Annotated in this window: 28 protein-coding genes; 10 read left to right on the plus strand and 18 right to left on the minus strand. The window is 66.3% G+C overall.

The window, feature by feature from the left end; genetic code table 11:
* Positions 1-4: 4 nt before the first annotated feature.
* From ACO2Q9_RS19855 to hpaR, 12 genes are read right to left on the minus strand one after another with little or no spacing between them, the layout of a single operon-like run.
* Entirely contained in the window at positions 5-994 is a 990-nt protein-coding gene (locus ACO2Q9_RS19855) for a Bug family tripartite tricarboxylate transporter substrate binding protein (RefSeq protein WP_423313973.1), read from the minus strand.
* A gap of 29 nt (positions 995-1,023) precedes the next feature.
* The gene (gene ilvD, locus ACO2Q9_RS19860; RefSeq protein WP_423313975.1) at positions 1,024-2,766 is read right to left on the minus strand and encodes a dihydroxy-acid dehydratase; all 1,743 of its coding nucleotides are present in this window, start codon (positions 2,764-2,766) and stop codon (positions 1,024-1,026) included.
* A 21-nt stretch (positions 2,767-2,787) separates the two neighbouring features.
* Positions 2,788-3,612: an SDR family NAD(P)-dependent oxidoreductase gene (locus ACO2Q9_RS19865; protein WP_423313977.1), complete on the minus strand. Its 825-nt coding sequence runs from the start codon at positions 3,610-3,612 to the stop codon at positions 2,788-2,790.
* A gap of 21 nt (positions 3,613-3,633) precedes the next feature.
* Positions 3,634-4,467: an aldolase/citrate lyase family protein gene (locus ACO2Q9_RS19870; protein WP_423313979.1), complete on the minus strand. Its 834-nt coding sequence runs from the start codon at positions 4,465-4,467 to the stop codon at positions 3,634-3,636.
* A gap of 41 nt (positions 4,468-4,508) precedes the next feature.
* Positions 4,509-5,309, minus strand: coding sequence for a 2-oxo-hept-4-ene-1,7-dioate hydratase (hpaH, locus tag ACO2Q9_RS19875; RefSeq protein ID WP_423313981.1), 801 nt, complete (start codon positions 5,307-5,309; stop codon positions 4,509-4,511).
* A 4-nt stretch (positions 5,310-5,313) separates the two neighbouring features.
* Positions 5,314-5,766, minus strand: a complete 453-nt coding sequence (locus tag ACO2Q9_RS19880; protein WP_423313983.1) for a 5-carboxymethyl-2-hydroxymuconate isomerase — start codon at positions 5,764-5,766, stop codon at positions 5,314-5,316.
* 14 nt (positions 5,767-5,780) lie between these two features.
* The gene (locus ACO2Q9_RS19885; protein WP_423313985.1) at positions 5,781-6,608 is read right to left on the minus strand and encodes an extradiol ring-cleavage dioxygenase; all 828 of its coding nucleotides are present in this window, start codon (positions 6,606-6,608) and stop codon (positions 5,781-5,783) included.
* Positions 6,609-6,633: 25 nt separating this feature from the next.
* On the minus strand, positions 6,634-6,960 hold the full coding sequence (locus tag ACO2Q9_RS19890; RefSeq protein ID WP_423313987.1) for an aromatic ring-opening dioxygenase subunit LigA: 327 nt from the start codon (positions 6,958-6,960) through the stop codon (positions 6,634-6,636).
* Between the two features lie 28 nt (positions 6,961-6,988).
* The gene (gene hpaE, locus ACO2Q9_RS19895) at positions 6,989-8,449 is read right to left on the minus strand and encodes a 5-carboxymethyl-2-hydroxymuconate semialdehyde dehydrogenase (protein ID WP_423313989.1); all 1,461 of its coding nucleotides are present in this window, start codon (positions 8,447-8,449) and stop codon (positions 6,989-6,991) included.
* Complete coding sequence (locus ACO2Q9_RS19900; RefSeq protein WP_423313991.1) at positions 8,446-9,213, minus strand: fumarylacetoacetate hydrolase family protein; 768 nt, start codon at positions 9,211-9,213, stop codon at positions 8,446-8,448. Before ACO2Q9_RS19900 ends, hpaE begins: the two co-directional genes overlap by 4 nt.
* Positions 9,210-9,875 carry a fumarylacetoacetate hydrolase family protein gene (locus ACO2Q9_RS19905; RefSeq protein ID WP_423313993.1) on the minus strand — a complete coding sequence of 222 codons (666 nt, stop codon included), beginning with the start codon at positions 9,873-9,875 and terminating at the stop codon, positions 9,210-9,212. Before ACO2Q9_RS19905 ends, ACO2Q9_RS19900 begins: the two co-directional genes overlap by 4 nt.
* Positions 9,872-10,309, minus strand: coding sequence for a homoprotocatechuate degradation operon regulator HpaR (hpaR, locus tag ACO2Q9_RS19910; RefSeq protein WP_423313995.1), 438 nt, complete (start codon positions 10,307-10,309; stop codon positions 9,872-9,874). Before hpaR ends, ACO2Q9_RS19905 begins: the two co-directional genes overlap by 4 nt.
* A gap of 144 nt (positions 10,310-10,453) precedes the next feature.
* Here hpaR and ACO2Q9_RS19915 point away from each other — a divergent pair, with 144 nt between their 5' ends.
* The 3 genes from ACO2Q9_RS19915 to ACO2Q9_RS19925 all read left to right on the plus strand — a co-directional run bounded on the left by ACO2Q9_RS19915 (position 10,454) and on the right by ACO2Q9_RS19925 (position 13,007).
* On the plus strand, positions 10,454-11,125 hold the full coding sequence (locus ACO2Q9_RS19915) for a hypothetical protein (RefSeq protein ID WP_423313997.1): 672 nt from the start codon (positions 10,454-10,456) through the stop codon (positions 11,123-11,125).
* Positions 11,126-11,136: 11 nt separating this feature from the next.
* The gene (gene radA, locus ACO2Q9_RS19920; protein WP_423313999.1) at positions 11,137-12,528 is read left to right on the plus strand and encodes a DNA repair protein RadA; all 1,392 of its coding nucleotides are present in this window, start codon (positions 11,137-11,139) and stop codon (positions 12,526-12,528) included.
* Between the two features lie 62 nt (positions 12,529-12,590).
* Positions 12,591-13,007, plus strand: coding sequence for a glycerate kinase (locus tag ACO2Q9_RS19925; RefSeq protein WP_423314001.1), 417 nt, complete (start codon positions 12,591-12,593; stop codon positions 13,005-13,007).
* 21 nt (positions 13,008-13,028) lie between these two features.
* Here ACO2Q9_RS19925 and ACO2Q9_RS19930 read toward each other — a convergent pair whose 3' ends face one another.
* Positions 13,029-13,802, minus strand: coding sequence for a glycosyltransferase family 2 protein (locus ACO2Q9_RS19930; protein ID WP_423314003.1), 774 nt, complete (start codon positions 13,800-13,802; stop codon positions 13,029-13,031).
* Positions 13,803-13,924: 122 nt separating this feature from the next.
* Between ACO2Q9_RS19930 and ACO2Q9_RS19935 the strand changes: the two genes are divergently transcribed.
* From ACO2Q9_RS19935 to ACO2Q9_RS19945, 3 genes are read left to right on the plus strand one after another with little or no spacing between them, the layout of a single operon-like run.
* Entirely contained in the window at positions 13,925-14,860 is a 936-nt protein-coding gene (locus tag ACO2Q9_RS19935; RefSeq protein WP_423314005.1) for a branched-chain amino acid transaminase, read from the plus strand.
* 4 nt (positions 14,861-14,864) lie between these two features.
* On the plus strand, positions 14,865-15,110 hold the full coding sequence (locus ACO2Q9_RS19940; RefSeq protein ID WP_423314007.1) for a zinc-finger domain-containing protein: 246 nt from the start codon (positions 14,865-14,867) through the stop codon (positions 15,108-15,110).
* Positions 15,110-15,985, plus strand: coding sequence for a glycosyltransferase family 2 protein (locus tag ACO2Q9_RS19945; RefSeq protein ID WP_423314009.1), 876 nt, complete (start codon positions 15,110-15,112; stop codon positions 15,983-15,985). Before ACO2Q9_RS19940 ends, ACO2Q9_RS19945 begins: the two co-directional genes overlap by 1 nt.
* Here ACO2Q9_RS19945 and ACO2Q9_RS19950 read toward each other — a convergent pair.
* The 4 genes from ACO2Q9_RS19950 to ACO2Q9_RS19965 all read right to left on the minus strand — a co-directional run bounded on the left by ACO2Q9_RS19950 (position 15,899) and on the right by ACO2Q9_RS19965 (position 20,824).
* Complete coding sequence (locus ACO2Q9_RS19950) at positions 15,899-17,182, minus strand: O-antigen ligase family protein (protein ID WP_423314011.1); 1,284 nt, start codon at positions 17,180-17,182, stop codon at positions 15,899-15,901. The genes ACO2Q9_RS19945 and ACO2Q9_RS19950 overlap by 87 nt on opposite strands.
* Positions 17,183-17,471: 289 nt before the next feature.
* Entirely contained in the window at positions 17,472-18,671 is a 1,200-nt protein-coding gene (locus tag ACO2Q9_RS19955) for a sensor histidine kinase (RefSeq protein ID WP_423314013.1), read from the minus strand.
* A 13-nt stretch (positions 18,672-18,684) separates the two neighbouring features.
* Positions 18,685-19,389, minus strand: a complete 705-nt coding sequence (locus ACO2Q9_RS19960) for a response regulator (protein ID WP_423314015.1) — start codon at positions 19,387-19,389, stop codon at positions 18,685-18,687.
* Between the two features lie 82 nt (positions 19,390-19,471).
* On the minus strand, positions 19,472-20,824 hold the full coding sequence (locus tag ACO2Q9_RS19965; RefSeq protein WP_423314017.1) for an AmpG family muropeptide MFS transporter: 1,353 nt from the start codon (positions 20,822-20,824) through the stop codon (positions 19,472-19,474).
* Between the two features lie 31 nt (positions 20,825-20,855).
* Between ACO2Q9_RS19965 and ACO2Q9_RS19970 the strand changes: the two genes are divergently transcribed.
* The gene (locus ACO2Q9_RS19970; protein ID WP_423314019.1) at positions 20,856-21,701 is read left to right on the plus strand and encodes a M48 family metallopeptidase; all 846 of its coding nucleotides are present in this window, start codon (positions 20,856-20,858) and stop codon (positions 21,699-21,701) included.
* A gap of 25 nt (positions 21,702-21,726) precedes the next feature.
* On the opposite strand, the gene ACO2Q9_RS19975 is transcribed toward ACO2Q9_RS19970, so the two are convergent.
* Positions 21,727-22,977 (minus strand): ABC transporter substrate-binding protein, encoded by a 1,251-nt coding sequence (locus ACO2Q9_RS19975; RefSeq protein ID WP_423314021.1) that lies wholly within the window; start codon positions 22,975-22,977, stop codon positions 21,727-21,729.
* Between the two features lie 131 nt (positions 22,978-23,108).
* Here ACO2Q9_RS19975 and atzF point away from each other — a divergent pair, with 131 nt between their 5' ends.
* From atzF to ACO2Q9_RS19990, 3 genes are read left to right on the plus strand one after another with little or no spacing between them, the layout of a single operon-like run.
* The gene (atzF, locus tag ACO2Q9_RS19980; protein ID WP_423314023.1) at positions 23,109-24,845 is read left to right on the plus strand and encodes an allophanate hydrolase; all 1,737 of its coding nucleotides are present in this window, start codon (positions 23,109-23,111) and stop codon (positions 24,843-24,845) included.
* An 18-nt stretch (positions 24,846-24,863) separates the two neighbouring features.
* Positions 24,864-25,076, plus strand: coding sequence for a DUF4089 domain-containing protein (locus tag ACO2Q9_RS19985; protein WP_423314025.1), 213 nt, complete (start codon positions 24,864-24,866; stop codon positions 25,074-25,076).
* Positions 25,073-26,494, plus strand: coding sequence for an AtzE family amidohydrolase (locus ACO2Q9_RS19990; RefSeq protein ID WP_423314027.1), 1,422 nt, complete (start codon positions 25,073-25,075; stop codon positions 26,492-26,494). The genes ACO2Q9_RS19985 and ACO2Q9_RS19990 overlap by 4 nt, the downstream gene beginning before the upstream one ends.
* Positions 26,495-26,496: the final 2 nt, after the last annotated feature.

Consider the following 26,496-nt stretch of genomic DNA (forward strand, 5'->3'; position numbering starts at 1 on the left):
TTGGCTAGCTCTCGGCGGTGAAGCCGATCATTTTCACGAGGGGACCCCAGCGATCGGTGTCCGCCTTGAGGCGGGCCGCGAGTTCGGCGGGGGTGGACGATTTCGCTTCGAGGCCCATGGCTGCGAGGCCATTGACCGTCTCTGGCGCGGCGAGCGCGGCGCGCACGGCGGCATTGAGGCGCGTGACGACGTCGGTCGGCGTTTTCGCGGGCACGTAGAAACCGAACCATTCGTCATAGACGAAGTCCTTCAGGCCCTGCTCGACCAGCGTGGGCGTGTTGGGCGCGAACTGGCTGCGTTTGGCACCGGACGCGGCGAGCAGGCGGCACTTGCCGGCCTGCACATGCTGCGTGAATTCGCCGATCGGGCCGCTCACCGCAGGAATCTGGCCGCCGATCATGTCGAGGATGGCGGGCTGCGTGCCACGGTACGGCACGTGCTTCAGGTCCACCTTGCCGTGCTTGCCGATCAGGTCGCCGATGAAGTGTGGCGTGGAGCCGGCCGCGGGTGAACCGTAGCTCGCCTGGCCCGGGTTGGCGCGGCACCAGTCGAGGAACTCGGGGATCGACTTGACCGAGGCCGGCACGGCCGGGCCGACGCCGAAGCCGAAGTCGAACGTGCAGCCGAGCGACACGGGCGACAGGTCGGCCACCGGGTCGTAGGGAAGCTTCTTGTAGATGTGCGGATAGATGCCGAGCATGGACATCGGCGTCTGCAGCATGGTGTTGCCGTCCGGCGGCGCGGACTTCACGAACTGCACGGCGATCTGGCCACCCGCACCGGTGCGGTTCTCCACGAACGCGGCCTTGGCATAGCCGGGCACCACGCGCTCGGCCACGCGGCGGCAGATGGTGTCGGACGTGCCGCCGGCGGTGAAGCCGGTGATGATCTTCAGCGTTTCGACTTGTGCCTGCGCCCAGGCGGCCTGGCCGATGCCCGCGAGCAGCGCCGAAGCGCCTGCGGACTGGATGATCTGGCGACGGGATACGTTCATGGCTTGTCTCCTGGAAATATCTGTGTGGATCAGGATTCGTCGCGCAGCCAGGTGACCGCGCCCGAATGGGTGACGGCCCCCTGATGGCTCGGACGGACCGTTGCCGCGTATTTTTCCAGCAGCCCGCCCAGCGGCGCCCCCGTGTTTACGCCACGTCCGGCCTTCAGTTCTGCCAGCCGTTTCGCGATTTCCTCTTCCGTCAGGTCGACCGAAATGCTTCTTGCATCCGGCCGCGCATCGATTCGCACGATGTCGCCGTTGCGCAGGATGGCGATCGGCCCACCGTCCGCCGCCTCGGGCCCGGCGTAGCCGATGCATAGCCCACGCGTCGCGCCCGAGAAGCGCCCGTCCGTCAGCAGCGCGACCTTGTCGCCCATGCCCTGGCCGTAGAGCAGGGCGGTAAGGCCCAGCATTTCGCGCATGCCGGGGCTGCCCTTGGGCCCTTCGTTGCGGATGACGATCACGTCGCCCGGTTCGTAGCGCATGTTCTGCACGGCGGTCTGGGCTTCTTCCTCGTTCTCGAACACGCGGGCCGGGCCGGTGTGGGCGAGGGTCTTGAGGCCGGCGGTCTTGAGCAGCGCGCCGTCGGGGCAGAGGTTGCCCTTGAGCACGGCCAGACCCCCGTCGGGCGTGAGGGCGTTCGCCACGTCGCGCACCACCTTGCCGTCCGGCGCGTTGGCCTCGGCCAGCTCCTCGGCCAGCGTGCGGCCGGTGAAGGTGAGCACGTCGCCGTGCACGAAACCCTGGTTCATCAGCTCGCGCAGGATCACGCCGGCACCGCCGATGTAATACACGTCGCGCGCCAGGTACTTGCCCCCCGGGCGCAGATCGGCGATGAGCGGCGTGCGCGCAAAGATTTCGGCCACATCGTCGAGGTGGAACCTGATGCCGGCCTCGTGCGCGATCGCCGGGATGTGCAGCGCTGCATTCGTGGAGCCACCTGTAGCCGAAACCAGCGCGCAGGCGTTTTCCAGCGCCTTGCGCGTCACGATGTCACGCGGCAGCGGGCCGCCACCTTCGACGCTCTTCATCACTGCGTCCATCAGCTTCTTCGCGGTGCGGCGCATCAGCGGCGCGCGTTCGCTGAAGACGGCGGGCACCATGCTCGAGCCGATCGGTGCGAGGCCGAGCGCCTCGCTCACCATGCCCATGGTGTTGGCGGTGAACTGGCCTGCGCACGCGCCGGCGGTGGGCAGGCAGGCGTGACTCACGTCGCTGAGTTCCTGCATCGTCGCGTCGCCCGCGAGCACCTTGCCGATGGCCTCGTAGGTGTCGACGACGTTCAGGTCGCGGCCGTCGGGACCGGGCGTCTGGCCGGGCAGGGCGGAGCCGCCGTGCACGAACACGCTGGGCACGTTGCAGCGCACCATGCCCATCATCAGGCCCGGCAGGTTCTTGTCGCACGCGCCGATGGCGAAGATGCCGTCCCATTGATGCCCGCGCACCGAGGCCTCGACGCTGTCGGCGATGAGCTCGCGCGAGATGAGCGAGAAGCGCATGCCCGAATGCGCCATGGTCAGGCCGTCGCTCACCGACACCACCGGGCATTCGTGCGGCATGCCGCCGGCCGCGTAGATGCCGGTCTTGGCATGCTGCGCCTGGTCGCGCAGGTTCATGTTGCAGGGGCTCATCTCGCCGCCCGTATGGAACACGCCGACGTGCGGGCGCTCGATGTCCTCGTCGTCCAGCCCCAGCCCATAGAGGAAGCTGCGCGTGGTCGCGCGGATGGTGCCTTCGTAGATGGTGGCGGAGCGGAATTTCTTCGTGGTCATGTCTCTTCCTTGTTTTTTTCTTCAGCCCGCATTGAGGTGCAGGCCGTTGTCCATCTTGATCACCTCGCCCGTCATGCCGGGCATGCGCGCAGCGACGAACCAGGCCAGCGCGGCCACCTCTTCGGGCTGCGAGACGCGCTTGAGCACGGAGCTTTCCGTCTGCATGGCGACCACGCGCGCATGGTCCGCTTCACCCAGGACGCGGCTCGGAAGACCGCCTTCGACGAAACCCGGCGCGATGGCGTTCACGCGGATGTGCGGCGCGAGTGCGCGGGCCATGGCGAGTGTCATCGTGTTCACCGCGCCCTTCGAGGCGGCATACGCCACCGACGAACCGCGCCCGAGCACGCTGCCGATGGAAGAGATGTTCACGACCGCGCTGGAGCCGGAGTCGGCAGCGCTCGCGTGCAGCGCATCGGCGCAGGCCCGCGTCATCTGGTGCATGCCGACCACGTTCACGTCGTAGGTGCGGTGAAACTCTTCGGCGTCCAGCGCGTCGAGGTCTGCGTGCGGGATGAACCGCGTCGTGCCCGCGCAGTTCACCAGCGCGTCGATGCGCGAGAAGCGTTGCAGCGTGGCGCGTGCGGCTTCCCTGCAGCTGTCGTCGCTGCGCACATCGAGTGGCTGCAGCAGCACGCTGGCGCCTGCGCCTGTGCATTCGTTCGCCACCGCATTCGCTTCAGTGGCCTGTGTGTCGCCGAACCAGCAGATCACCACATTCCAGCCGCGTCGCGCGAACTCGCGCGCGCACGCTGCGCCGATGCCGGTGGCGGCACCCGTCACCACGCACACGGGGGCGCTGCGGCTGTCGGCGAACGTGCGGGTGTCCGGCATGGCGTCGGGCATGGCGTTGTTTCCCGTGACGGCTCAGTACACCTTGTTGGTCGTCGATGTCACGGCCGGTGCGGCCGCGCTCGACTTGAATTTCGCCGCGAGCTCGGTGATGCCGCGCACGAGGATCGAGGTGTCCAGCCCCACGGCGACATACAGCGCACCGAGTTCGAGATAGCGGCGCGCCAGCTTCTCGTCGGGCGTGAGGATGCCCGGGGCCTTGCCCGCCGCCAGGATGCGGCGGATGGCATCTTCGATGGCACCCTGCACTTCGGTGTGGCCGGGGTTGCCGACATGGCCCATCGAGGCCGACAGGTCGGCCGGGCCGATGAACACACCGTCCACGCCGTCCACGGCGGCAATCGCGTCGAGGTTGTCGAGCGCGGTACGCGTCTCGGCCTGCACCAGCAGGCAGACCCGCTCGTTGGCTTCCTTCACATAGTTGGGGTAGCGGCCCCAGCGCGATGCACGGGCTCCGGCCATGCCACGGATGCCGCCCTTGCCATCGGCCTGCGGGTAGCGCATGGCACGCACCAGCGTCTCGGCCTGCTCGACGGTGTCCACCATCGGCACGAGGATGGTCTGCACGCCGACATCGAGGTACTGTTTGATCAGCATCTCGCCCACATGGCCGTGGCCCATCGGGACGCGCGCGATCGCGTGCGTGTCGCTGTAGGGCGCGATGGCCTGCAGCTGCGCAAGGATGGACGGCACGTCGTTGGGCGAATGCTCGCCGTCGATCAACACCCAATCGAAGCCCGCACCCGCGCAGATCTCGGCGGTATAGGCGCTGGCGAGGCTGAGCCAGAGACCGATCTGCGGTGTCTTCGCGGCGATGGCCTGCTTGAAACGGTTCGGCGGTGTCTGCATGTGGTGCTTTCTCGTGGGTGCGCTTGCTCTTGCCGGCAGTATCAGACGAAACGGAAATCGAAGCTGCCCAGCGGGCCGTAGTCAGCGTTGAACAGGTCACCGCGCTTCGCCGGTGCCGGCTTGGTGAACGAACCCGACAGCACGACTTCGCCGGCTTCCAGGTACTCGCCCCAGGGGGCGAGCTTCATCGCGAGCCAGGCCACGCCGATGGCGGGGTTGCCCTGCACGCCGGCGGCAAGGCCCGTCTCTTCCACCACCCCGTTCTGGCGGAGGATGGCGCCGCACCACGGCAGGTTCACCTCGCGCGGCTTGACTTTCTTTCCAGCCACCACGATGCCCGCATTGGCCGCGTTGTCGGAGATGGTGTCGAACACCTTGCGCGGCACCTTGGTGTGGCGGTCGAACTGCTCGATGCGCGAGTCGATGATCTCGATGGCCGGCGTCACGTAGTCGGTGGCGTCGAGCACGTCCTCCACGCTGATCCGGTCGCCCTGCAGCTTGCGTTTGAGTACGAAGGCCATTTCCACTTCCACGCGCGGCGCGATGAAATGGTCGAACGGGATGTCGCCCGGCTCGAAGAACATGTCGTCCAGCAGCGTGCCGTAGTCGGGCTCGTCGATCTGGCTGGACTGCTGCATGGCGCGCGAGGTCAGGCCGATCTTGTGGCCACGCACCGTGCGGCCCCCGGCGATCTTCATCTTCACCCACTCACGCGAGATGGCGTAACCATCCTCGATGGTCATCCCGGGAAAGCGCTTGGAGAAGTGCTCGATCTGCCTGCGCGACTTTTCGCTCTCGTTGAGTTCGTTTGCGAGTTGCGCGATGAGTTCGGGGGTGAACATGGCGTCAGGCCTTGTTGAAAAGCGGGTGGAGGTTGCTGTGCTTGGCGTCGAAGACTTCGTGGCCTTCGTCCACCTGCAGCGTGATGCCGATGCGGCGCTGCTCGAACAGCTTCGCGAAGTGCTCGCGCGTGGCGGCGATCAGCAGGTCGCCCGCGCGCTTCTGCGTGGCGGCAGTGCGGCCGCGGGCCATGCGCACGTTGAGGTACACGAATGCATAGTCGCCGGCGCCGCCCGTGCCGGCCGCGTGCGTCCCGGCGGCAAGCCCGGCCTTGCCGCCGTCGGCGATCGCGTAGTGCGCAGCAGGATAGGCCAGCACGCGCGTGCCGCCGGTCGGGAAGACCTGCTTGCCGTCTTCGTCCTTCACCGTGAGCATGGTGTCGGCGAGTGTGCGGCACAGGGCTGTCATGTCGGTCTCCCTGTCGAGCTGGCCGGTGTAGAGGATCACGAGGTGGGGCATGGAAAATTTCCTGTTCAGACCACGTTCATCACGGCGGCCGTGCAGGTCACCGCGAAGATCGGGATCGGCTTGAAGTGCAGCACCTCGGCCTTGCCGCGAGCAGCCGCCGCGACCGAGATGAAGGTGCGGATCTCGAAGCCGCCCTGGCCGGCTTCGCGGTAGGTGGCCGCGTCGCCGTAGCGCTCGGTCGAGAGCAGCGCGTCCTTGTCGTTGGCGCACCACTTGTCCATGAACTCGCGGTCCCACGCTTCGTTGACCTTGCCCGAATCGGGCGTGGCCGGCCAGTGCGAGATGCCGCCAGTGCCGATGATGGCGATGCGCTCGGGAACGCTGTCGCAGGCGCGGCGCAGCGCTTCGCCGAACGCCCAGGCGCGGTGCAGCGGCGTGAGCGGCGGGCCCTGGCAGTTGATGTTCACCGGGATGATTTTCTTGTCGTACTTCGGCGTGAGGAAGTTGAGCGGCACCATGATGCCGTGATCGAACTTCCATTCCTCGGCGAAAGCCACGTCCACCGTCTGCATCACTTCGCGGATGATGCGCTGCGACAGCGCGGCATCACCGGGGATCTTCGTCTTTTCGATGCCCAGCCACTTCGGGTCCTCGATCGGGCCTTCGTAGCTGTCGGCCATGCCCATCGCATACGCAGGCATGTTGTTCATGAAGAAGTTGGCGAAGTGCTCGGCCGCAATCACGATGACGGCGTCAGGCTTCGCGGCCTCCAGCTGCTCGCCCATGCGGTGGAACTGCTTGTGGAACTCGTCCTTGACGGCGGGGTCGGCGAGATGCGCGCGGCCGGTGATGCCCGGCGCATGGCTGCAGATGCCAGCGAATACAAGACTCATGTCGGTCTCCCAGTTGTCGCCGGCGTCAGACGCCCGCGACCTTTTCGTCCATGGTGGTGGTCATGGTGTACACACCGGCGCGCACCGGGCCGTACTTGCGAACGCCTTCGCGCATGGCCTCGATGTAGTCGGCCCACGGCACACCCAGCAGCGGCGCGAAGTGCATCAGCAGCTGGCCGTTGCAGCCGAGCACATACAGCTTGCCGATGTCGCCTTCGAGGATCGCCGTGCGTTCCTCGTCGGTGAGGTCGTAGTCCTTCAGCAGCGCTTCCTTGTCGTTGCGGAAACGCTCGAGCACCTGCGGTTCGCGGTTGAGGTGGTAGAGGAATTTCTGCATGCTGTAGAGGCTCATGATGCCGCTCCCGGTGTGTCTGGATGTCTTATACGCCCCAGTGCGGGATGTGGTGCGAACCCATGGACACGGCGATGTTCTTCGGCTCGCAGAACACTTCGTAGCTCCAGGTGCCGCCTTCGCGGCCGGTGCCGCTGGCCTTGGTGCCGCCGAAAGGCTGGCGCAGGTCGCGCACGTTCTGGCTGTTGACGAAGCACATGCCGGCTTCCACGGCGGCTGCCACGCGGTGTGCGCGACCGATGTTCTCGGACCACACATAGCTGGAGAGGCCGTACTGGATGTCGTTGGCAATGCGGATCGCGTCGGCCTCGTCCTTGAACGGGATCATGCAGGCCACGGGGCCGAAGATTTCGTCCTGCGCGATCTTCATGCGGTTGTCCACGTCGGCGAACACGGTGGGCGGCACGTAGTTGCCGTTCTTCACGCGATCGGGCAGGTTGGCCACAGTAGTGCCGCCGCACAGCATGGTGGCGCCTTCCTTCTGGCCGAGTTCGATGTAGCTGCGCACCTTGGCGAGATGGCCCTGGCTGATCATCGGGCCGATGATGGTCTTTTCGTCGAGCGGGTCGCCCACGACGATCTTCTTCGCGCGTTCCACGAACTTCGCGACGAAGTCGGCGTAGATCGACTGCTGCACGATGATGCGGCTGCCCGCCGTGCAACGCTCGCCGTTGTTGGAGAAGATCATGAACACCGCGGCGTCGAGCGCGCGGTCGAGGTTCGCGTCGTCGAACACGATGAACGGGCTCTTGCCGCCGAGTTCCATGCTGAACTTCTTGAGTCCCGCAGACTGCACGATGCGGTTGCCGGTGGCCGTGGATCCGGTGAACGAGATGGCGCGCACGTCGCGGTGCTGCACCAGCGGCTCACCCGCCTCCTTGCCGTACCCGTGCACGAGGTTGAGCACGCCGGGCGGGATGCCGGCTTCGAGTGCGAGCTCGCCCAGGCGGGCGGCCGTCATGGGTGAGAGCTCGCTCATCTTGAGCACGGCGGTGTTGCCGAAGGCCAGGCACGGTGCGACCTTCCAGGTGGCGGTCATGAACGGCACGTTCCACGGGCTGATGAGCGCACACACGCCGACCGGATGGAACAGCGTGTAGTTCAGGTGCGTCTCCGTGGGGTAGGTGTGGCCATCCACGCGTGTGCACATCTCGGCGAAGTAGTAGAAGTTGTCGGCGGCGCGCGGCACGAGCTGTTTGCCGGTCTGGCCGATCACCTGGCCGCAGTCGTTGGTTTCGGTCTGCGCGATTTCCGGCACGTGCTGGGCGATCAGATCGCCGAGCTTGCGGATGATCTTCGCGCGCTGCGGCGCAGGCATACCCGCCCATTTGGGGAAGGCTTCCTTCGCAGCAGCGACGGCGGCGTTGACTTCCTGCTCGCCGCCGGAGGCGACTTCGGCCAGCACCTCCTGCGTGGCCGGGTTGACGGTTTCGAAGTAGTCGCTTCCGGCGACAGCCTTGCCGTTGATGAGGTGGTCGATCTTTTTCATGCTTGTTCCTGGATGGTGTTGACGAGGGCACCGACGCCTTCGATTTCGGTGACGATCTCGTCGCCGTGCTTGCAGTCCACCACGCCGTCGGGCGTGCCGGTGAGGATGAGGTCCCCGGGTTGCAGCGTCATGAAGTTCGAGAAGAACTCGATGAGGAAGGGGATGCGGAAGATCATGTCGCGTGTGCTGCCCGACTGCGTGACCTGCCCGTTGACGCGCGTTCTCAACGCGAGCGCGTGCGGGTCGGGCACGTCGGACGCATCGACGAACCAGGGGCCGATCGGCGTGCAGGTGTCGCGGTTCTTCACGCGCAGGTTGGGGCGGTACCAGTTCTCGAGGTAGTCGCGGATCGCGTAGTCGTTGGCGACGGTGTAGCCCCCAACGTAGTCGTACGCGTCGGCCTGCTTCACCTTGCGTGCAGTGCGGCCGATGACAACGGCCAGCTCGCACTCGTAGTGCATGAACTTCACGTTGGCCGGGCGGATGGTCTTCTGCCGGTGGCCGATCAGCGAGGCCTCGCCCTTGATGAAGACGAGCGGCTCTTCCGGTGCCTTGAACTCGAGTTCTTTCGCGTGGTCGGCGTAGTTCAAGCCGAGCGCGAGGATGGTGCGCGGCTTCGTGACGGGCGCGAGCGGTGGCAGCCAGGTGACGCTGTCGAACGCAGCGAGCTGGCCCCTGGCCGGGCCGGAGGTCAGCAGCAGTTGCCTGTCCTTCTCGACGGCTTCACAGGTGTGGCCCTGGTGGATGACGCGTGCGTGCTTCATGCGGCCTCCGCCACGAATGTGTTGACGAGCGGCGCGAAGCCGGGCGCGCGGATCTCGACGCGATCACCCACCTTCACGAGCGGGCGGGCGCCATCGGCGGTGATGTCGCAGCCGAGCATGAGCACGTCGCCGGGCTGCAGCGTCATGAAGCTGCTGACGTCGGCCAGCAACTGCTGTGCGTTGCGCACGAGGCCGGAGAACCGGCTGGACTGGCGGACTTCGCCGTTGACCCGCACGTCGAGCGTGAACGCGGACGGGTCGCCGGCCTTCGCGGCGTCGACCACTTCGTTGCCGATACCGAGGAAACCGTCGAGGCACTTGAACTTCACCGGCGGGCGGAAGAAGCTCGCGTGCGGCAGCGACACGTCGTTCATCAGCACGTAGCCGGCCACGGTGTTCGGCTTGTCACCGATGACCATGGCGATGGTTGCGCCCACTTCCACCTGCGGCGCGCTCGCGGGTACCGGAATGGCGGCGCCGCTGGTGCTCCAGGTGTTGACGGGCTTCACGTAGAGGATGGGCGCGTTCGGTGGTGCCTTGTAGGGGGCCTCGTTCATCTTCGGCGCCCAGGCGTCGAACTCGCTCCTGAAATTGAGCAGCGTGCCGTACACCGTTCCTTGCGGAAGGTAGGCGCCGGCTGCGGGAACTGCGGTGGTGGTCATTCTTCGGGTGGCTCCAATGCGATGACGGCGTCCAGCAGCACATACAGCTGTGCGAGCTTCTGGGCGCCGAGTGACTGTTCCATCCAGGCGTAGTGCGCCTCGACGGTCTTCGAGAGTTTTTCCACGAGCTTGCGGCCCTTGGGTGTGGCCTGCACCACGGTGCGACGCTGGTCGGCCTCGTCGCGCTCGCGGCGGATCAGGCCGTCGCGCTCCATGCGTGCGAGCACGCCGGTCAGGCTGGGGCCGAGGATGAAGGCCTCCCGCGCCACGCGGCCCGTCTCCACCACGCCGTGCTCGCCAAGCACGCGCAGCACGCGCCACTGCTGGTCCGACAGGCCGTGCTCGCGCAGGCTGGGGCGCGTCTGCGTCATGACGGTTTCGCGCGCCTGCAGCAGCAGGCGAGGAAGGTTTCGATGCGAAAAGGGCGTGGCCATCGGGTCGTGGAAAAGACGGAAAGAGGCCGCTACCGGCCTCGCAGGAAATTATTTAACATATTAAATTAAATTGCAAATCCCGTCGGGCGTGCAGGGCTAGGTGATAACCCTGTCCCGCATGCTCGGCCCGGTATAGTTGCCGGCATGTCGCTCGGAAAGATCGCCCCCATGCATCGCAGCGTCGTGCGTTGGCACGGCTGGCTGCTGGCGGCCTGGGTGTTTGCCGTTGGCTGGCTGGCCAGCTGGGCGTTGCTGCGGCTGGGTGTCGAGTCGCCGATGTGGCGCTGGCCGCTCGCGATGCTCGTGATGTACGGCCTCGGCTTCATCGGCGGCTGTTACTTCTACGTGCGCTGGCAGCAGGATGCGGCGCAGACCGGACAGGCGCCCGCGCGCGCGGATCGGGCCGATGAAGAAGACTACGACGAGGAAGACCGCACGAAGAAGCGGCGCATGGAATGGCTGGCCGACGCGGTGAACCTCGGTTCGCTGGCCGAACTGTTCCCGCCGCTGCTGATCGTGGTCGCGCCGCTCATCGTTGTGGCGCTGATCCTCCTCGTGGTGATGCTGCCGTGGCTCGTCAGCGAAATGCTCGCCGGCTTCCTGGCCGAGCTGATCCTCGAATTCGTCATCGGCGCGGCGGTCATGCGGCGTGTGCTGCGGCCCCGTCCGCTCGATGACTCTCCGTCGGCCGTGGCTGCGCGTACATGGTGGCTCGGCCTGCTGGCCGTGGTCATCGCGGCGGGGCTGGGTTATGCGGCGCATCGTCTCGCGCCGGAAGCAGTGACGCTGGGGCAGTTGCTCCGGAGCCTGCGCTGAACAAGTTATCCGTGGCAAAAGAAAAATCCTTCTATACCTGTTCCGAATGCGGCGGCACCAATCCGCGGTGGCTGGGCAAATGTCCGCATTGCGGCGCGTGGAATACGCTGGTCGAAACGGCGTCCGAGGGGGCGGCGGCACCCGGCAAGAACCGCTTCGGCGATTCGTTCGCGTCGCTCGCCGGCACGGCCGAGGTGACGATGCTCTCGCAGATCGAAGCGGTCGACGTGGCGCGCACGCCCACCGGCATCGACGAGCTCGACCGCGTGCTCGGTGGCGGCATGGTCGAGGGCGGTGTAGTGCTGATCGGCGGCGACCCGGGCATCGGCAAGTCCACGCTGCTGCTGCAGGCGCTCGACGGGCTGCAGCGCACCGGCATGCCGACGCTGTATGTGACGGGTGAAGAGAGCGGCGCGCAGGTCGCGCTGCGCTCGCGACGGCTCGGACTCGACCACAGCGAAGTGCGCGTGATGGCCGAGATCCAGCTGCAGAAGATCATCGGCACGCTGGAAGTGGAAAAGCCCGCCGTGGCGGTCATCGACTCCATCCAGACGCTGTATTCCGACCAGCTGACTTCGGCACCCGGCTCGGTGGCGCAGGTGCGCGAGTGCGCGGCGCACCTCACGCGCGTGGCCAAGGCCAGCGGTGTGTGCATCGTTCTCGTGGGCCATGTCACGAAAGAGGGCGCGCTGGCCGGGCCGCGCGTGCTGGAGCACATGGTGGACACGGTGCTGTACTTCGAAGGCGACACGCATTCGAGCTTCCGGCTTGTGCGCGCCATCAAGAACCGCTTCGGTGCGGTGAACGAGATCGGCGTTTTCGCGATGACCGAAAAGGGGTTGAAAGGTGTCTCCAATCCGAGCGCGATCTTCCTGAGCCAGCACAGTGAACCGGTTCCCGGGAGTTGCGTGATGGTGACGCTCGAAGGCACGCGGCCGATGCTGGTGGAAGTGCAGGCGCTGGTGGACAGCGGTGGGCCGAGCCCGCGCCGCCTGTCGGTGGGCATCGAGCGTGACCGCCTGGCCATGCTGCTTGCGGTGCTGCACCGCCATGCGGGCGTGGCCTGCATGGATCAGGACGTGTTCGTCAACGCAGTGGGTGGCGTGCGCATCAGCGAGCCGGCGGCGGATCTGGCCGTCATGCTGTCGATCACGTCCTCCCTTCGCGGCAAGCCCTTGCCCAAGGGCTTCATCGCTTTCGGCGAAGTGGGGCTGGCCGGCGAGGTGCGTCCGGCACCGCGCGGGCAGGAGCGGCTGCGCGAGGCTGCCAAGCTGGGCTTTTCCGTGGCCGTCGTGCCCAAGGCCAACGCGCCGAAGAAGGGCAGCCGCGAGATCGAGGGGCTGACCATCCACCCGGTGGAGCGGATCGAGCAGGCCATGGACGTGGTCCGCGGCCTGGGCTGAGCGGCTTTCATGTACGCACTCGCCACATGCCGGCGCTGGCGGCAGACTGCGAAAATGCCGGCATGAATCTCCGAAAAGTCTCCGCGCTCGTGGGCGGCATCGTTCTGCTGGCCGCTGCCTGGCGCGCCTGGGGTTGGCAGGGCGTCGCATTGGCGATCGGCGGCATCATCATGTACCTGCTGCTTCACTTCAACCGCATGATGCAGGCGTTCAAGCGCGCGTCCGAACGCCCGCTCGGCCACGTGGGCAGCGCCGTCATGCTCAATGCCAGGCTCAAGCCGGGCGTGAACCTGCTGCACGTGATCGCCATGACCAAGGCACTGGGCGTCCAGTTGTCGAAGCCCGACGAACAGCCCGAAGTGTTCCGCTGGACCGACGGCACGAACTCGCACGTGACCTGCGAATTCGTCAACGGCAAGCTGGCGAAGTGGGAGCTGTGGCGGCCGGGCGAAGCCGCGGGCGAGGCTCCGCTGGATTAGCCGGGCCGCCCCGATGAATCATCAGCGCTTGCTCAGCGCCTGCAGGTGCTCGCGGTCGTAATGCAATGCCACATAGCGGAAGAAGCACTCCAGCGCGATGAAAAAGCAGAACAGGAAGCCCTGCGGCCCGCAAAGGAATCCGCGCTGGAAGATGTAGAGGCGCACGAAGTTGCCGAAGGCCGAGGCCATGCCGCGCAGGATGCCGCCGCGCTTGCCGGCGGCCAATCGCTTGGCGGCGCCCAGTTGCGAGTACTGCGCGAGCTTGAGCAGGCTGCCGTGGATCGTCTCGCGCGAGAAGTGCAGCAGCCTCGCCTTGAAACGCAACACGGGCCGGTTGCCGGGCTTCATGGCGGCGTGTTCATGCACCACACCTTCGTAGCGTTCCAGGCTTTCGCGGCGGAACATGCGCTGCACGCCGCCAGTGCTCTTCATGAGCGTGAGCGGGCGGCCGTAGGCGACCTGGTTCCACAGCACTTCCCAGACGGAGTCCTGCCCACTGGCGACGGCGGCCTGGATTTCGGTGGCAAGTTCGGGCGGCACCTGCTCGTCGGCATCGATGAACAGGATGTATTCGCCCGCGGCGTGCTTGAGGATGCGGTTGCGCTGCTCGCCGAAACCCTGCCAGTCCGGGTAGACGAAAACCTCTGCGCCCAGGGTCCGTGCCAGCTCCTGCGTCTTGTCCTGGCTACCGCTGTCCACGACGACGATCTGGTCGGCGAAAGCGCAGCTGCGGATGCAGGATTCGATGCGGCGCTCTTCGTTGAGCGTGAGGATGCCGACGGTCAGGCGTGTCATGGCGGCGATTATCTGCGACCGGGCCAGCCCCATCGGCCGTTTCCCCGGTTCCTGCCGAATCCTTAAAATGGCGGGTTCGAATCGATCCCTCCTGAATCGATCCCATCTCACAAGGACCCCTCATGAGCGCAGTTCCCACAATGGCCGATCGCGACGGCAAGATCTGGATGGACGGCCAGCTGGTCGACTGGCGCGATGCCAGGATCCACGTGCTGACCCACACCCTCCACTACGGCTGCGGCGCCTTCGAGGGCGTGCGCGCCTACAACACGGTCAACGGCACGGCCATCTTCCGCCTGCAGGAGCACACCGAGCGCCTCATCAACAGCGCCAAGATCCTGCGCATGAAAATCCCCTTCACGTCGGAGCAACTGAACGAAGCGCAGAGGCTCGTCGTGCGCGAGAACAAGCTGGAAAGCTGCTACCTGCGCCCGCTGACCTGGATCGGCTCCGAGAAGCTGGGCGTGAGCCCCAAGGGCAACACCATCCACACGATGGTCGCCGCCTGGGCCTGGGGCGCCTACCTTGGCGAAGAAGGCCTCAAGCGCGGCATCCGCGTGAAGACCTCCAGCTACACGCGCCACCACGTCAACATCACCATGACGCAGGCCAAGGCCGTGAGCAACTACAGCAACTCCATCCTGGCGAACATGGAAGCCGTGGATGACGGCTACGACGAGGCGCTGCTACTGGACAGCTCGGGCTTCGTGTCCGAAGGCGCGGGCGAGAACATCTTCATCATCAAGAACGGCGTGATCTACACGCCCGACCTGTCGGCCGGCGCATTGAACGGCATCACCCGCAACACCATCTTCCACATCGCCAAGGACCTGGGCCTGGAGATCGTGCAGAAGCGCATCACGCGCGACGAGGTGTACATCGCCGACGAAGCCTTCTTCACCGGCACCGCCGCCGAAGTCACGCCCATCCGCGAACTCGACCGCATCGAGATCGGCATCGGTTCGCGCGGCCCGATCACCGAGAAGCTGCAGAGCGCGTTCTTCGACATCGTGAACGGCCGCAACCCCAAGTACGCCCACTGGCTCACGAAGGTCTGACGCCATGAGCACGCCTGAAACCTCCACCGCTGGTACGTCCACCCCTGCCATCGCCACGGTCGAACTGCTCGCGTCCGACCTCAACGCGCAAGGCGGCGTGTTCTGCCCGAACCCCAAGGCCGACATGAAGCTCTGGAACAGCCACCCCAAGGTGTACCTGGACGTCGCGCGCACCGGGCAGGCCCGGTGCCCTTATTGCGGCACCGCCTACAAGCTGAAGGCAGGCGAAGTGGTGGGCAGCCACCATTGATGACCGCGGCCATCGCGTCGCTGTCCGAAGTCACCGTCGTCCTGGTGACTTTCAACAGCGCGCATTGCCTGCCCGCGCTCGCAACGGCGCTCGGCGGCTTTCCCAACGTCATCATCTTCGACAACGCCAGCGGCGACGGCACCGTGGAACAGGCGCGCGCGGCGCTGCCGCAGGCCGAAGTGATCGCGGGTGAGCGCAACTTCGGTTTCGGCGCCGCCAACAACCGCGCCCTCGAGCGCGTGAAAACGCCTTACGCCTTCCTGCTCAACCCCGATTGCGAAGTCAGCGCGGACGCCATGCTGCAATTGCTGCAGATCGCGCACGACAACCCCGGCGCGGCCATGATCGCCCCGCAGCTGTTGCGCTCCGGCGGCGCACCCGAAGTGAACTACCGCTGGCCGTCGCCCGAATGGGAGTCGGCCGGCCCGGCTGCGGAAGGCCTGTGCTGCGTCGGTTTCGCCTGCGGTGCGGCCTTGCTGCTCGACATGGCGGTCATGCGCAATGTCGGCTTCTTCGACGAGGGTTTCTTCCTTTATTACGAAGACGACGACCTGTGCACGCGCATCTTCGACCGCCGCTTGCCGATCCTTCTGGCACCCCAGGTGCGGCTCGTGCATTCGTCACGTGGATCGGTGAGGGGCAACAGCCCGCTGCGTGCGGAATACCTGCGCGGATACCACCATGCGCAATCCAAAATCCGGTTTGTCAGCAAATACCCTCGGGCAGGCGATGCGCGGACCTTGCGTCGCAAGGTTCTGCTCTTGGCGCTGCTCGCGCTTCCCTTGCGGCTACTGATACCCATTCCTCGCCATCTGGGCCGCCTGCTCGGCCGCATCGTCGGACTGTTGCAGGCAGGTCGGATAGTCGGCCGTTAGGGTTGCGAACATCATCAGGAAGAAGAAGGCCTCCGTGAGCGCATACAGGGGAACGTTAAACAGCCCATCGATCCACAGGATTGCTGTCAGGCCGACAAGCAGAAGGCGGGTGGTTGGCGGGTAGCAGCGCGCCAACCAGAGGGGCACACACTGGAAAATCCAGAAGGCGATGATTCCCAAAAGGCCTGATTCCACGCCGAGGTAAAGCGTCTGGTTGTGTGGGTGAGATTCAGCGCCGATGCGACACCATTGCGGGTTGTCGGCAACGCTGCAGAAAGCCCGGCCATAGGCACCGGTGCCCCAGCCGAGCAGCGGTTTCTCCCTGAGCAGTTCGATCGAGTTTCTCCAGAATTCGATGCGTTGTCCGCTGGAGGTATCGAGCCCGTTGATTTCGTGTGTCTGCACCTCCCGGACCACGCTTTCGACACGATTCTGCAAGTTGCTGGACGATGCGACGGCCAGGACACCCGCCACAACGATGGCAGAAAGTGCGCGCCAGCGCCACCGTGCCGGGATGCCGAAAATCACCAGCACGATAAAGCAGGCCGCGAGCGTGAGATATCCCGTCCGTCCGTTGACGAAGAAGAGGATATTGACTGCACCTGCAGCCCCGAGCCCGGCCAGACTCCACCTGTGGCGCAGGTCGCTCGCCATGACCGCACCATGCAGACAGGCCAGGACGAAGAACGACATCATGATGTTTTGCTCGATGTGATTCTTGAAAACGTAGTGGTTTCCATGCACGCCGGCCTGTGTCGCCTGCGCGCCGGGGAAAGCCCAGAAGACGTGCAGATAGGACGCGAGCAGGGTGACACCCATGGCAGCCAGGAAGGCCAGAAGTGCCCGGCGGCGCCACAAACTGTCCTGAAGCAGCGTGATGGCGGGGAGCAGGAACAGGATCTTGTTGTACTTGCTCCACTGGAACAAAATCGCGTCGAATGGCGCAGGGGAGTAGGTGCTGCTGAAAAGAATCACCACGTACAGGGCTACCCCAGCCCACGCCAGGGGGTGTCTCCGCAAGACGTCCCAACGAGCACGATAGCCCCCTGCGAGCAGCCAGCAAAGCAACATCGCAAACTTGAAAAGATTGGTGCCAGCGGTGGAGATAGGTACCATGAAAATCATGGCGACGAGAAGCCAGCGTGCCCAGAGATCGAGGCGAGGCGAGGGCGTGTCCAGACTGAATCGGAACTGCATGCGTTCGGAAATGTTTGCTCCGATTATCGAGGCTTGATGGTGAACAAACACAAAAAAAACCGCCTTTCGGCGGCTTTGAAAGTCCTTTGCAGGACGTCGTTGGGAGACTGAAGATTCGAGTTCTTGCAGCCGTCTTGGTGCGGCGCTTTGATGTCTGTGACAGCAGATAAGCGAACTTTAGACCGACTCCCTGCAGTGCGCATCCCCCATATGCGGGACCGCGCAACACAAATGGGTGTTTTGGTGGGGCGGGGCGTGATCTTTGTCACACCGCCGGATGCGGGTCGGATCAGGCCACGTCCGGCAGCGGCAACCGCACGACGAAGCAGGCGCCGCCGCCCGGGTTGTCTTCGCAATGCACGGTTCCGCCATGGCGCTCGACGATGGATTTGACCAGCGCCAGGCCCAGGCCCACGCCGCCTTCGCGCTCGCTCGCGCCCGGCAGGCGGTAGAACGGCTCGAAGATCCGGGTACGCTGGTCCGCGGGCACACCGGGACCGTGATCCGCCACGCGGACTTCGGCAAAGCGGCCCGTCTGCAGCAGCGTCAGGGTCACGTCACCCGCGCCGCCGTAGCGGCGTGCGTTCTCCAGCAGGTTGCGGATCACACGGCGCAGCAGGCGTGACACGCCCTGCACGCTCAGCCCATGCGTGCCGGCTTCGAGCTCGGCACCGTTGTGTGCGCATTCTTCGGCAGCCAGACCGGTGAGGTCCACCGTTTCCAGCGGACCCATGTCGGCTTCCTTCACGTCCAGGCGGCTGGCCAGAAGGATTTCGCCGATCAGCTGGTCGAGCTCGGCGATGTTGCGTGAAATCTCGTCCTTGAACGCGGACGAGGGTTGCGAGCCCATGAGCTCGAGCCCCATGCGGATGCGCGCCAGCGGTGAGCGCAACTCGTGCGAGGCATTGGCCAGCAGTGCCTTGTGCGAATTGACCAGCCGCTCGATGCGTTCGGCAGACTCGTTGAAGCGCGCCGACAGATCGGCCACTTCGTCCTTGCCCGTCACCGGCACGCGCACCGAAAGATCACCTTCGCCCCAGCGTTGCACGCCGCGTTGCAGCCCCTCCAGCCCCTTGGTCAGGCGGCGCACGACCGGGTAGACGCCAACGGTGACAGCCACGCCCACCAGCGCCAGCAGCCAGGCGAATCCGAAGGGCTCCCGCGCCCAGAACGGGGGTGGCGGGCGGCGTGAGGGCCGCGGCGGCAGCGTGAGTGTCAGTGTTTCGCCGTCGGTCAGGTTGACCACGAACTCGATGCCTTCGGTGGCGTTGGGCGGCCGCACCGTGCGGGCCGAACCTGTGCTCAGGATGTGCCCATTGGCATCGCGCACCACCACGTCGCGCGGCGCGGATTGCGGCGGCGGGCGGTTGGCGTCCGCGGTCACCCGCCAGGCCCAGCCGATCACGAGCGTGAGCACCAGCAGGCCACCGGCGATGGCCAGCCAGATGCGCACATACAGGCGCCGGGTGAAGGGGTTGGAGGCGAACATGCGCGCCGGGCCTTCAGTCCTGCTGCTTGGCAAAGACGTAGCCCACGCCACGCACCGTCAGGATGCGTTTGGGGTTCTTCGGATCCACCTCGATGGCCGCACGGATGCGACCCATGTGCACGTCGATCGACCGATCGAATGCTTCGAGTTCGCGTCCGCGCACGGCTTCCATGATCTGGTCGCGCGAGAGGACGCGGCCCGCACGCTCGGCCAGCGCGACCAGCAGGTCGAACTGGTAGGACGTGAGGTCGGCGTCTGCGCCCGCCACGGAGACGACGCGTGCATCGCGGTCGATCTCGAGCGAGCCGAAACGCATGCTCTTCACCGGCGCGGCCGGGTCGTCGGTGCGGCGGCGCAGCACGGCGCGGATGCGCGCCAGCAGCTCGCGCGGCTCGAAGGGCTTGGGCAGGTAGTCGTCGGCACCGAGTTCGAGGCCGATGATGCGGTCCATCGGGTCGCCCTTGGCGGTGAGCATCAGCACCGGTGTGCGCGACAGGTCGCCGGGCAGCGAACGCAGGCGGCGGCAGACTTCCAGGCCGTCCATATCGGGCAGCATCAGGTCCAGGATGACCAGGTCGGGCGGCGCTTCCTGCAGCTGCGCGAGACCGCCCTGTCCGTCGCCGGCGTGCGAAAACGCAAAGCCGGACTGGCCCAAATATTCGCCCACCATCTGCGCGAGGCGGGCGTCGTCTTCGATCATCAGGAGTCGGGTGGTCATGGTGTTCCTGCATGTTGGGGCCTGGCGATCAGCCCCGCTTGAACCGCCGGTAAAGAAAAGTAAACGATCGAAAGGAAACCGCTCATGGCCCGGGCTTGACGGGGCTGGCGTGCACGCGCGAGGCCAGCCAGACCAGCAGCAGTACCGGCACGCCCAGCAGGGCCGTCGAGACGAAGAACTGCGTGTAGCCGAAGGCATCGACATACTCGCCCGAGAAGCCGGCGATCCACTTGGGGGCAAGCAGCATCATCGAGCTGAAGAGTGCGTACTGCGTGGCCGAGTACTGGATGTTGGTGAGCGAGGAAAGATAGGCGATGAACGCCGCCGACGCGATGCCGCTCGCCAGGTTGTCGGCCGAGATGACGAAGATCAGTGCCGTCACGTCGTGCCCGCGCATGGCCAGCCACGCGAACAGCAGGTTGCTGGCGGCACTCAGCATCGCGCCCAGCATGAGGATGCGCATCACGCCCACCCGCATCGACAGCACACCGCCGACGAAGGCACCCACCAGCGTCATCACCACGCCGTAGAGCTTGCTCACGGCGGCGACTTCGTCCTTGGTGAAGCCCATGTCCACATAGAACGGGTTGGCCATGATGCCCATCACCACATCGCTGATGCGGTAGACCGCGATCAGCGCGAGCACCAGTGCCGCCTGCCAGCGGTAGCGGCGGACGAAGTCGGCAAAGGGCTCGATCAGCGCCGACTGCAGCCATTCGCGCGGATTGCGCGCGGGGGGCAGTTCGCGCCGCGCGGGCTCGGGGCTGAGCAGCACGGTCAGCACACCGACGAGCATCGAGGCGGCCATGGCCAGATAGGCCACCTGCCACGCGCCGTGCTGGTAGTTCGCCGCGCTGGCCACTTCGGCGCGCGCCGCGAGCCAGAGCACGCCGGCACCCGACCAGATCATCGCGAGCCGGTAGCCGGTCTGGTACGTGGCGGCCAGCGCGGCCTGCTTGTCGGCCACGGCGGATTCGATGCGGTAGGCGTCCAGCGCGATGTCCTGCGTGGCCGAGCCGAAGGCGGTCAGCAGAGCAAAAGCGACCATGGTGCCCAGCGCCGTCTTCGGGTCGGTCACTGCCATGCCGGCGATGCCGGCCATCACCGCGACCTGCGCCAGCAGCAGCCAGCCGCGCCGGCGGCCGAGCGTGTTCGTGAGGCCCGGCAGCGGCATGCGGTCCACGAGCGGCGCCCAGCACCATTTGAAACCGTAGGCCAGGCCCACCCAGCTGAGATGGCCGATCGTCGAGCGGTCCAGGCCCGCCTCACGCAGGCGGAAGCTGAGCGTGCCCAGCACCAGCAAAAGCGGCAGGCCGGCAGCGAAGCCCAGCGCCAGCATGCGCAGGCTGGCCGGCTCGAGGTAGACCCGCATGGCCTCGCGCCAGGAACGGCGGCGTTCGGGGGGGGATGCTGCTGCTGGGATGTTGTCTGACATGGATGACTCGAATTCTGACTATTATTGGCGCATGTGTTTTCTCTGCGACGCCAAACAATCCATTGCCAGGAACTCGGCCTGGCAGGCGCGCCGGGGCTTCCTGCTCGCAAGCGGCGCGGCGCTGGCCGAACCGGTACTCGCGCAGGTGGATGTCGGCAATTCGTCCGGCATCCGCAAGCTCGTGCCGGCGGAAGATCTCGAAAAGTCGGCCACGCAGCAGTATTCGCAGATGATGGCGCAGGCCAAGGCGCAGAAGGCGCTGGCACCCGACAACCACCCGCAGCTGCAGCGGCTGCGTGTCATCTCCCAGCGGCTCATCCCGTTTGCGCCGCCCTGGAACAGCCGCGCGGCCAACTGGCGCTGGGAAGTCAACCTCATCGGCAGCAAGCAGATCAACGCCTTCTGCATGCCTGGCGGCAAGATCGCCTTTTACACCGGCATCCTCGACCAGCTGCAGCTGACCGATGACGAGGCCGCCATGATCATGGGCCACGAAATGGCCCACGCGCTGCGCGAGCACGCGCGTGCTCGCATCGCCAAGACGCAGGCCACGGGCATCGGCCTGTCCATCGGTGCGCAACTGCTCGGCCTGGGCAACCTGGGCGAGGCGGCGGCCAACATCGGCACGCAGCTCCTCTCGCTGAAATTCAGCCGCCAAGACGAGAGCGAAGCCGATCTGGTGGGTCTCGAGCTCGCCGCACGTGGCGGCTACGACCCGGATTCGTCCGTGTCGCTGTGGGAGAAGATGGGCAAGGCCTCGGGCAACAACGGCTCGAGCTTCCTGTCGACCCACCCGAGCGGGCCCGAGCGCATCGCACAGCTCAAGGCCAACGTGCCGCGCGTGGAAGGCCTGTACCAGGCCGCACGGCGTCGCTGAGCCGCCGGCCCCTTTCCGCCTGCCCCTACTGCTTGCGCTGCACGATCAGGTTGCGCTTCGCATCCGACGGGTACGCGAACGTCACCGCGCCGTTCTTCACCATGCCCATCACCAGCATGTTGGGTGAGACGGCATCCTTGCTCGTGGCGGTGAACGGCTTTTCATACGTGGACACCACGCCGTAATAGATGCGCGGCATGTTCTCCAGGCTCTGCTTGATGCGGGGGCCGGACAGGTTGCCGTCGCGGATGCCGAACAGTGAATACATCAGCAGGTAGGTGGCGTCATACGCCTGCGCCGCGGCCATCGGAACCGGGATGCGCTGCGCGTTGTACTTGCGCGAGTACGCCGCAAGGAATGAAGCGCGCCGCTCGTTGCTGGGCTCTGCGATGAAGGTCTGCGCCATCAGCGCGCCTTCGGCGGCTTCGCCCGCGCCCTGGATGAAGTTGGGGAAGGAAAGCGTCCACGGCCCGACCATCGGCACTTTCCAGTTGATGGCAGTGCGGCTCTTCGCGATGACCGCGTTCTCCGGCCCGACGGTGTAGGCGAACACGACGTTGGCTCCGGCGGCACGTGCCTTCTCCATCTCTGCATTCAGCGACTGCACGCCCAGCGCGAAGCTCGTCACGTGCACGGGTTTGATGCCGGCGGCTTCCAGCGCCTTGGTCACGTCGCTCTTGCCGGACTCGCCATACGGCGTACTGTCCGCGAAGATCGCCACCTTGTTCCACCCGCGCCTGAGCAGGTCCTGCACGATGAAGGGCGCCTTGATTTCCTCGCTGGGCGACACGCGGAAGACGAAGCTTTCCGCAGGCGGCACGACTTTCGTGACAGGCGATCCGGCCGCGCACGGCACGATGAGCGGGCTCTGCGCCTTCTGGAACACCGGGATGGACTTGATGGCCACGCCCGTGTTGCAAAACCCGATGGTGGCGATGACCTTGTCCTTGGTGACCAGCTCTTCGCTGAGCTTGAGGCCGGTTTCCGGGTCGCCCTTGTCGTCCTTCACCACGAGTTCGATCGGCCGGCCGAGGTAGCCGCCGAGCGGGTTGATCTCGGCCACGGCGAGTTCGACGCCGTTGACCATCGCGCGGCCGAAGTCCGCCGAGCCGCCCGACATGGGGCCGATCACGCCGACCTTGATGGCATTGGTCACAGGGGCGGGTGCCGTCGGCGCCTGGGCCGGAGCGGGGGCCTGCGCCATGGCGGGGCCCGCGAGCAGTTGTGCAACGAGAAGGGAAGCGCCGAGTGCCGCGATGGCGGGAACGAACCGCATATGTTTCCTCCAGGGGGCGCTGTACCGCGCGATCCGGGGCATCGTATCGAACAACGCCGCTGCCGCATCGGGTAGTTTCCCGTGGCACGCCCTTTGCATCTCATGTTGTGTACAAGTTTGGATGCTTCAACATGGTGCGTTTGGCAGCAGGTCCGGAAAAGCAATCGTCAGACGGCGCGCACGTCGTCGGGGCTGCGTGGGCGCCGCAGGCCTGGATTTCGCGCGTGCCCGCTACCGGTCCGGCAGTGCCCTCCAGTGTCGGCCCGCTTGCCGGCCTGCGCTTTGCGGCCAAGGACAACATCGACGCGGCCGGCCTGCCGACCACGGCTGCCTGTCCGGAGTTTGCCTACTCGCCCGTGCACAACGCGGCCTCGGTGCAGCGCCTGCTCGATGCTGGTGCACGCCTTGAAGGCAAGACCAACCTCGACCAGTTCGCCTGCGGACTCAACGGCACGCGCTCGCCCTACGGCGCGGTGCCCAATGCCATCAACCCTGACTATGTGTCGGGCGGATCGAGCTCGGGCTCGGCCTACGTGGTCGCCACCGGGCAGGTGGACTTCTCGCTCGGCACCGACACGGCGGGCTCGGGCCGCGTGCCGGCGGGGTTCAACAACATCGTGGGCATCAAGCCGACCAAGGGTCTCATCAGTGCCCGTGGCGTCGTGCCGGCCGCGCAGAGCGTGGATTGCGTGTCCATCTTCGCGCGCACCGTCGGCATGGCGGTCAGGGCACTCACTGCCGCGATGGGATACGACCCGCTCGATCCGTATTCGCGCGACATCGCGCTGGCGCGCACGCCGTTCGGCGCGCGCTTCCGGTTCGGCGTACCGGCTGCGCTGCAGTTCTGTGGTGACGGCGTGGCCGAAGCCGAATTCGCAAAGGGCATCCGCGCGATGGAGAAACTCGGCGGCGTTGCCGTGCCGGTGGACTACGCGCCGCTCGGTGCTGCTGCCACGCTGCTGTATGAAAGCGCGCTGGTTGCGGAGCGCTATACCGCCGTGCGCGCGTTCTTCGACGCGTATGAAGACAAGGTGATGGAGCCGGTGCGCGGCATCATCGCGCAGGGCCGCAAATACGGCGCGGCAGACCTGTACGAGGCGCAGACCCAGTTGCGTCGCCTCGGCCAGCAGGCACAAGGCATGTGGGCCGACATCGACGTGCTGCTGGTGCCCACGGCACCCACGCACTACACCATCGCGCAGATGCAGGCCGACCCGGTGGCGCTCAACCGCAACCTCGGCATCTACACCAACTTCGTCAACCTGCTGGACTACGCCGCCATCGCCGTGCCCAGCAGCCTGCGACCGGACGGCCTGCCGTTCGGCATCACGCTCATCGGCCCTTGCGGGAGCGATCTGCAGCTCGCGGAACTGGGCCAGCGCTATCACCATGCGACAGGGCTCACGCTCGGCGCGACAGGCGAACCCATGCCCGCGCCCGTGTCGATTCCCGGGCTGGATGCCAGCGCCACCGTGCGGGTGGCCGTGGTTGGCGCGCACCTGTCGGGCATGCCGCTGAACATACAGCTCACCGAACGCAACGCGACGCTCGTGGCCACCACGGAAACCGCGCCGGACTATCGCTTTTATGCACTCGCCGGCACCGTGCCGCCCAAGCCGGGCCTCGTACGGGTCGCGCCCGGGCAAGGTGCGCGCATCGCGCTCGAAATCTGGGAGATGCCCGTCGAGAACTATGGGTCCTTCGTCGCGCTCATCCCCGGTCCGCTGGGCATCGGCACGCTGAAGCTGGCTGACGGCGCGAGTGTGCAGGGCTTCCTGTGCGAGCCGCTCGCGCTCGAGGGCGCACTCGACATCACGCATTTCGGTGGCTGGCGCGCGTACATCGCTTCGCTGGCACCGAAGGAATGAGCAGGCACACAGACCATCATGAGCAAAGCCGACACACTGCAGTACGTCAAGGCCGCTTCGAAGGCCTTGGGCCTCAACCTGGACGATGAGCGCGCGCAGCGCGTGGCCGAACACTTCGAGCGCACGCAGGCACTGGCCGCCTCGCTCGAGAAAGAGCCGCTGACACCGGAAGACGAGCTCGCCGAAATCTACCGGCCTGCGCCTTACCCGGCGCCGGAGAGCAAGGCATGACGATGAAGAACAGCCTGCGCATGAACACCACGCAGATGGCCGATGCCGTCGCGCGCGGCGAGGTCAGCGCTGTCGAGCTCGCCACGGCGGCCATCGAGCGCATTACCGCCACAGACGAACGTGTAAACGCGTTCACCGACGTGCTGCGCGAACGCGCTCTGGCCGATGCCGGTGCAGTCGACCAGGCGCGCCATCGCGGCGAGAAGCTGGCACCTCTCGCGGGCGTGCCCTATGCGGTGAAGAACCTGTTCGACGTGCAGGGCATCACCACGCTGGCCGGTTCCAGGATCAACCGCACGCATCCGCCAGCCACGGCCGATGCGGTGCTCGTGCAGCGCATGCAGGCGGCGGGCGCGGTGCTCGTGGGCGCGCTCAACATGGACGAGTACGCCTACGGCTTCACCACCGAGAACAGCCACGAAGGCCCGTGCCACAACCCGCACGACCTCTCGCGCATCGCGGGCGGTTCGTCGGGCGGGTCCGGTGCAGCTGTCGCGGCCGGACAGGTGCCGATTGCGCTGGGCTCGGATACCAACGGGTCCATCCGCGTCCCGTCGTCACTGTGCGGCGTCTGGGGGCTCAAGCCCACCTTCGGCCGGCTGACGCGGCGCGGCAGCTATCCGTTCGTGCACAGCATCGACCACCTGGGGCCTTTTGCGGACAGCGTGCAGGGACTGGCGCTTTCCTACGACGCGATGCAAGGCCCCGATGCGCTTGACCCCGGTTGCCATGCGCTCGATGTGCAGGCCGCGATGCCCACACTCACGCAGGGCGTGAAGGGCTTGCGCATCGGCGTTCTCGGCGGTTACTTCCACGACAACGCCACGCCGGCGGCACGCGAGGTGGTCGCGCAGGCCGCAGCCGCGCTGGGGGCGCAGGGCGAGGCCATCTGGCCCGACGCCGCGCTCGGTCGCGCCGCCGCGTTCATCATCACCGCCAGCGAGGGCGGCAACCTGCATCTGGACGATCTGCGCACGCGTGCGGACGATTTCGAGCCGCTGTCGGTGGACCGCTTCATCTCCGGCGTGCTGCAGCCGACGGCGTGGTACCTGCGCGCCCAGCGCTTCCGCCGCGTCTACCGCGACCGTGTCAACGCGCTGTTCAGGGACTGGGACCTGCTCATCGCGCCCGCCACGCCCGTGCAGGCGACGGTGATCGGTGCGGAGACGATCGACATCAATGGCATGACGCTGCCCACGCGGCCATCGATGGGCCTGCTCACACAGCCCGTCTCGTTTGCCGGTTGCCCGGTGGTCGCCGCGCCGATGTGGCCCGCTGGCGAAGGCGCGATCCCCGGCTTGCCGCTGGGTGTTCAGCTCATTGCCGCGCCGTGGCGTGAAGACGTCGTCCTGCGTGCCGGGCTTGCGCTGGCAGAAGCCGGCGCCGCCGCCGTGCGTGCACCGAGAGCCCTTGCATGAAC

The organism is Variovorax sp. VNK109, from assembly GCF_049445855.1.
Classification (GTDB): domain Bacteria; phylum Pseudomonadota; class Gammaproteobacteria; order Burkholderiales; family Burkholderiaceae_C; genus JAGOCV01.

Excerpts from the sequence above, each read along its gene's own strand:
- ACO2Q9_RS19855 (WP_423313973.1), bottom strand. The coding sequence starts at position 994 with ATGAACGTATCCCGTCGCCAGATCATCCAGTCCGCAGGCGCTTCGGCG.
- ilvD (WP_423313975.1), bottom strand. The coding sequence starts at position 2,766 with ATGACCACGAAGAAATTCCGCTCCGCCACCATCTACGAAGGCACCATC.
- ACO2Q9_RS19865 (WP_423313977.1), bottom strand. The coding sequence starts at position 3,612 with ATGCCCGACGCCATGCCGGACACCCGCACGTTCGCCGACAGCCGCAGC.
- ACO2Q9_RS19870 (WP_423313979.1), bottom strand. The coding sequence starts at position 4,467 with ATGCAGACACCGCCGAACCGTTTCAAGCAGGCCATCGCCGCGAAGACA.
- hpaH (WP_423313981.1), bottom strand. The coding sequence starts at position 5,309 with ATGTTCACCCCCGAACTCATCGCGCAACTCGCAAACGAACTCAACGAG.
- ACO2Q9_RS19880 (WP_423313983.1), bottom strand. The coding sequence starts at position 5,766 with ATGCCCCACCTCGTGATCCTCTACACCGGCCAGCTCGACAGGGAGACC.
- ACO2Q9_RS19885 (WP_423313985.1), bottom strand. The coding sequence starts at position 6,608 with ATGAGTCTTGTATTCGCTGGCATCTGCAGCCATGCGCCGGGCATCACC.
- ACO2Q9_RS19890 (WP_423313987.1), bottom strand. The coding sequence starts at position 6,960 with ATGAGCCTCTACAGCATGCAGAAATTCCTCTACCACCTCAACCGCGAA.
- hpaE (WP_423313989.1), bottom strand. The coding sequence starts at position 8,449 with ATGAAAAAGATCGACCACCTCATCAACGGCAAGGCTGTCGCCGGAAGC.
- ACO2Q9_RS19900 (WP_423313991.1), bottom strand. The coding sequence starts at position 9,213 with ATGAAGCACGCACGCGTCATCCACCAGGGCCACACCTGTGAAGCCGTC.
- ACO2Q9_RS19905 (WP_423313993.1), bottom strand. The coding sequence starts at position 9,875 with ATGACCACCACCGCAGTTCCCGCAGCCGGCGCCTACCTTCCGCAAGGA.
- hpaR (WP_423313995.1), bottom strand. The coding sequence starts at position 10,309 with ATGGCCACGCCCTTTTCGCATCGAAACCTTCCTCGCCTGCTGCTGCAG.
- ACO2Q9_RS19915 (WP_423313997.1), top strand. The coding sequence starts at position 10,454 with ATGTCGCTCGGAAAGATCGCCCCCATGCATCGCAGCGTCGTGCGTTGG.
- ACO2Q9_RS19925 (WP_423314001.1), top strand. The coding sequence starts at position 12,591 with ATGAATCTCCGAAAAGTCTCCGCGCTCGTGGGCGGCATCGTTCTGCTG.
- ACO2Q9_RS19930 (WP_423314003.1), bottom strand. The coding sequence starts at position 13,802 with ATGACACGCCTGACCGTCGGCATCCTCACGCTCAACGAAGAGCGCCGC.
- ACO2Q9_RS19935 (WP_423314005.1), top strand. The coding sequence starts at position 13,925 with ATGAGCGCAGTTCCCACAATGGCCGATCGCGACGGCAAGATCTGGATG.
- ACO2Q9_RS19940 (WP_423314007.1), top strand. The coding sequence starts at position 14,865 with ATGAGCACGCCTGAAACCTCCACCGCTGGTACGTCCACCCCTGCCATC.
- ACO2Q9_RS19945 (WP_423314009.1), top strand. The coding sequence starts at position 15,110 with ATGACCGCGGCCATCGCGTCGCTGTCCGAAGTCACCGTCGTCCTGGTG.
- ACO2Q9_RS19950 (WP_423314011.1), bottom strand. The coding sequence starts at position 17,182 with ATGCAGTTCCGATTCAGTCTGGACACGCCCTCGCCTCGCCTCGATCTC.
- ACO2Q9_RS19955 (WP_423314013.1), bottom strand. The coding sequence starts at position 18,671 with ATGTTCGCCTCCAACCCCTTCACCCGGCGCCTGTATGTGCGCATCTGG.
- ACO2Q9_RS19960 (WP_423314015.1), bottom strand. The coding sequence starts at position 19,389 with ATGACCACCCGACTCCTGATGATCGAAGACGACGCCCGCCTCGCGCAG.
- ACO2Q9_RS19965 (WP_423314017.1), bottom strand. The coding sequence starts at position 20,824 with ATGTCAGACAACATCCCAGCAGCAGCATCCCCCCCCGAACGCCGCCGT.
- ACO2Q9_RS19970 (WP_423314019.1), top strand. The coding sequence starts at position 20,856 with ATGTGTTTTCTCTGCGACGCCAAACAATCCATTGCCAGGAACTCGGCC.
- ACO2Q9_RS19975 (WP_423314021.1), bottom strand. The coding sequence starts at position 22,977 with ATGCGGTTCGTTCCCGCCATCGCGGCACTCGGCGCTTCCCTTCTCGTT.
- atzF (WP_423314023.1), top strand. The coding sequence starts at position 23,109 with ATGGTGCGTTTGGCAGCAGGTCCGGAAAAGCAATCGTCAGACGGCGCG.
- ACO2Q9_RS19985 (WP_423314025.1), top strand. The coding sequence starts at position 24,864 with ATGAGCAAAGCCGACACACTGCAGTACGTCAAGGCCGCTTCGAAGGCC.
- ACO2Q9_RS19990 (WP_423314027.1), top strand. The coding sequence starts at position 25,073 with ATGACGATGAAGAACAGCCTGCGCATGAACACCACGCAGATGGCCGAT.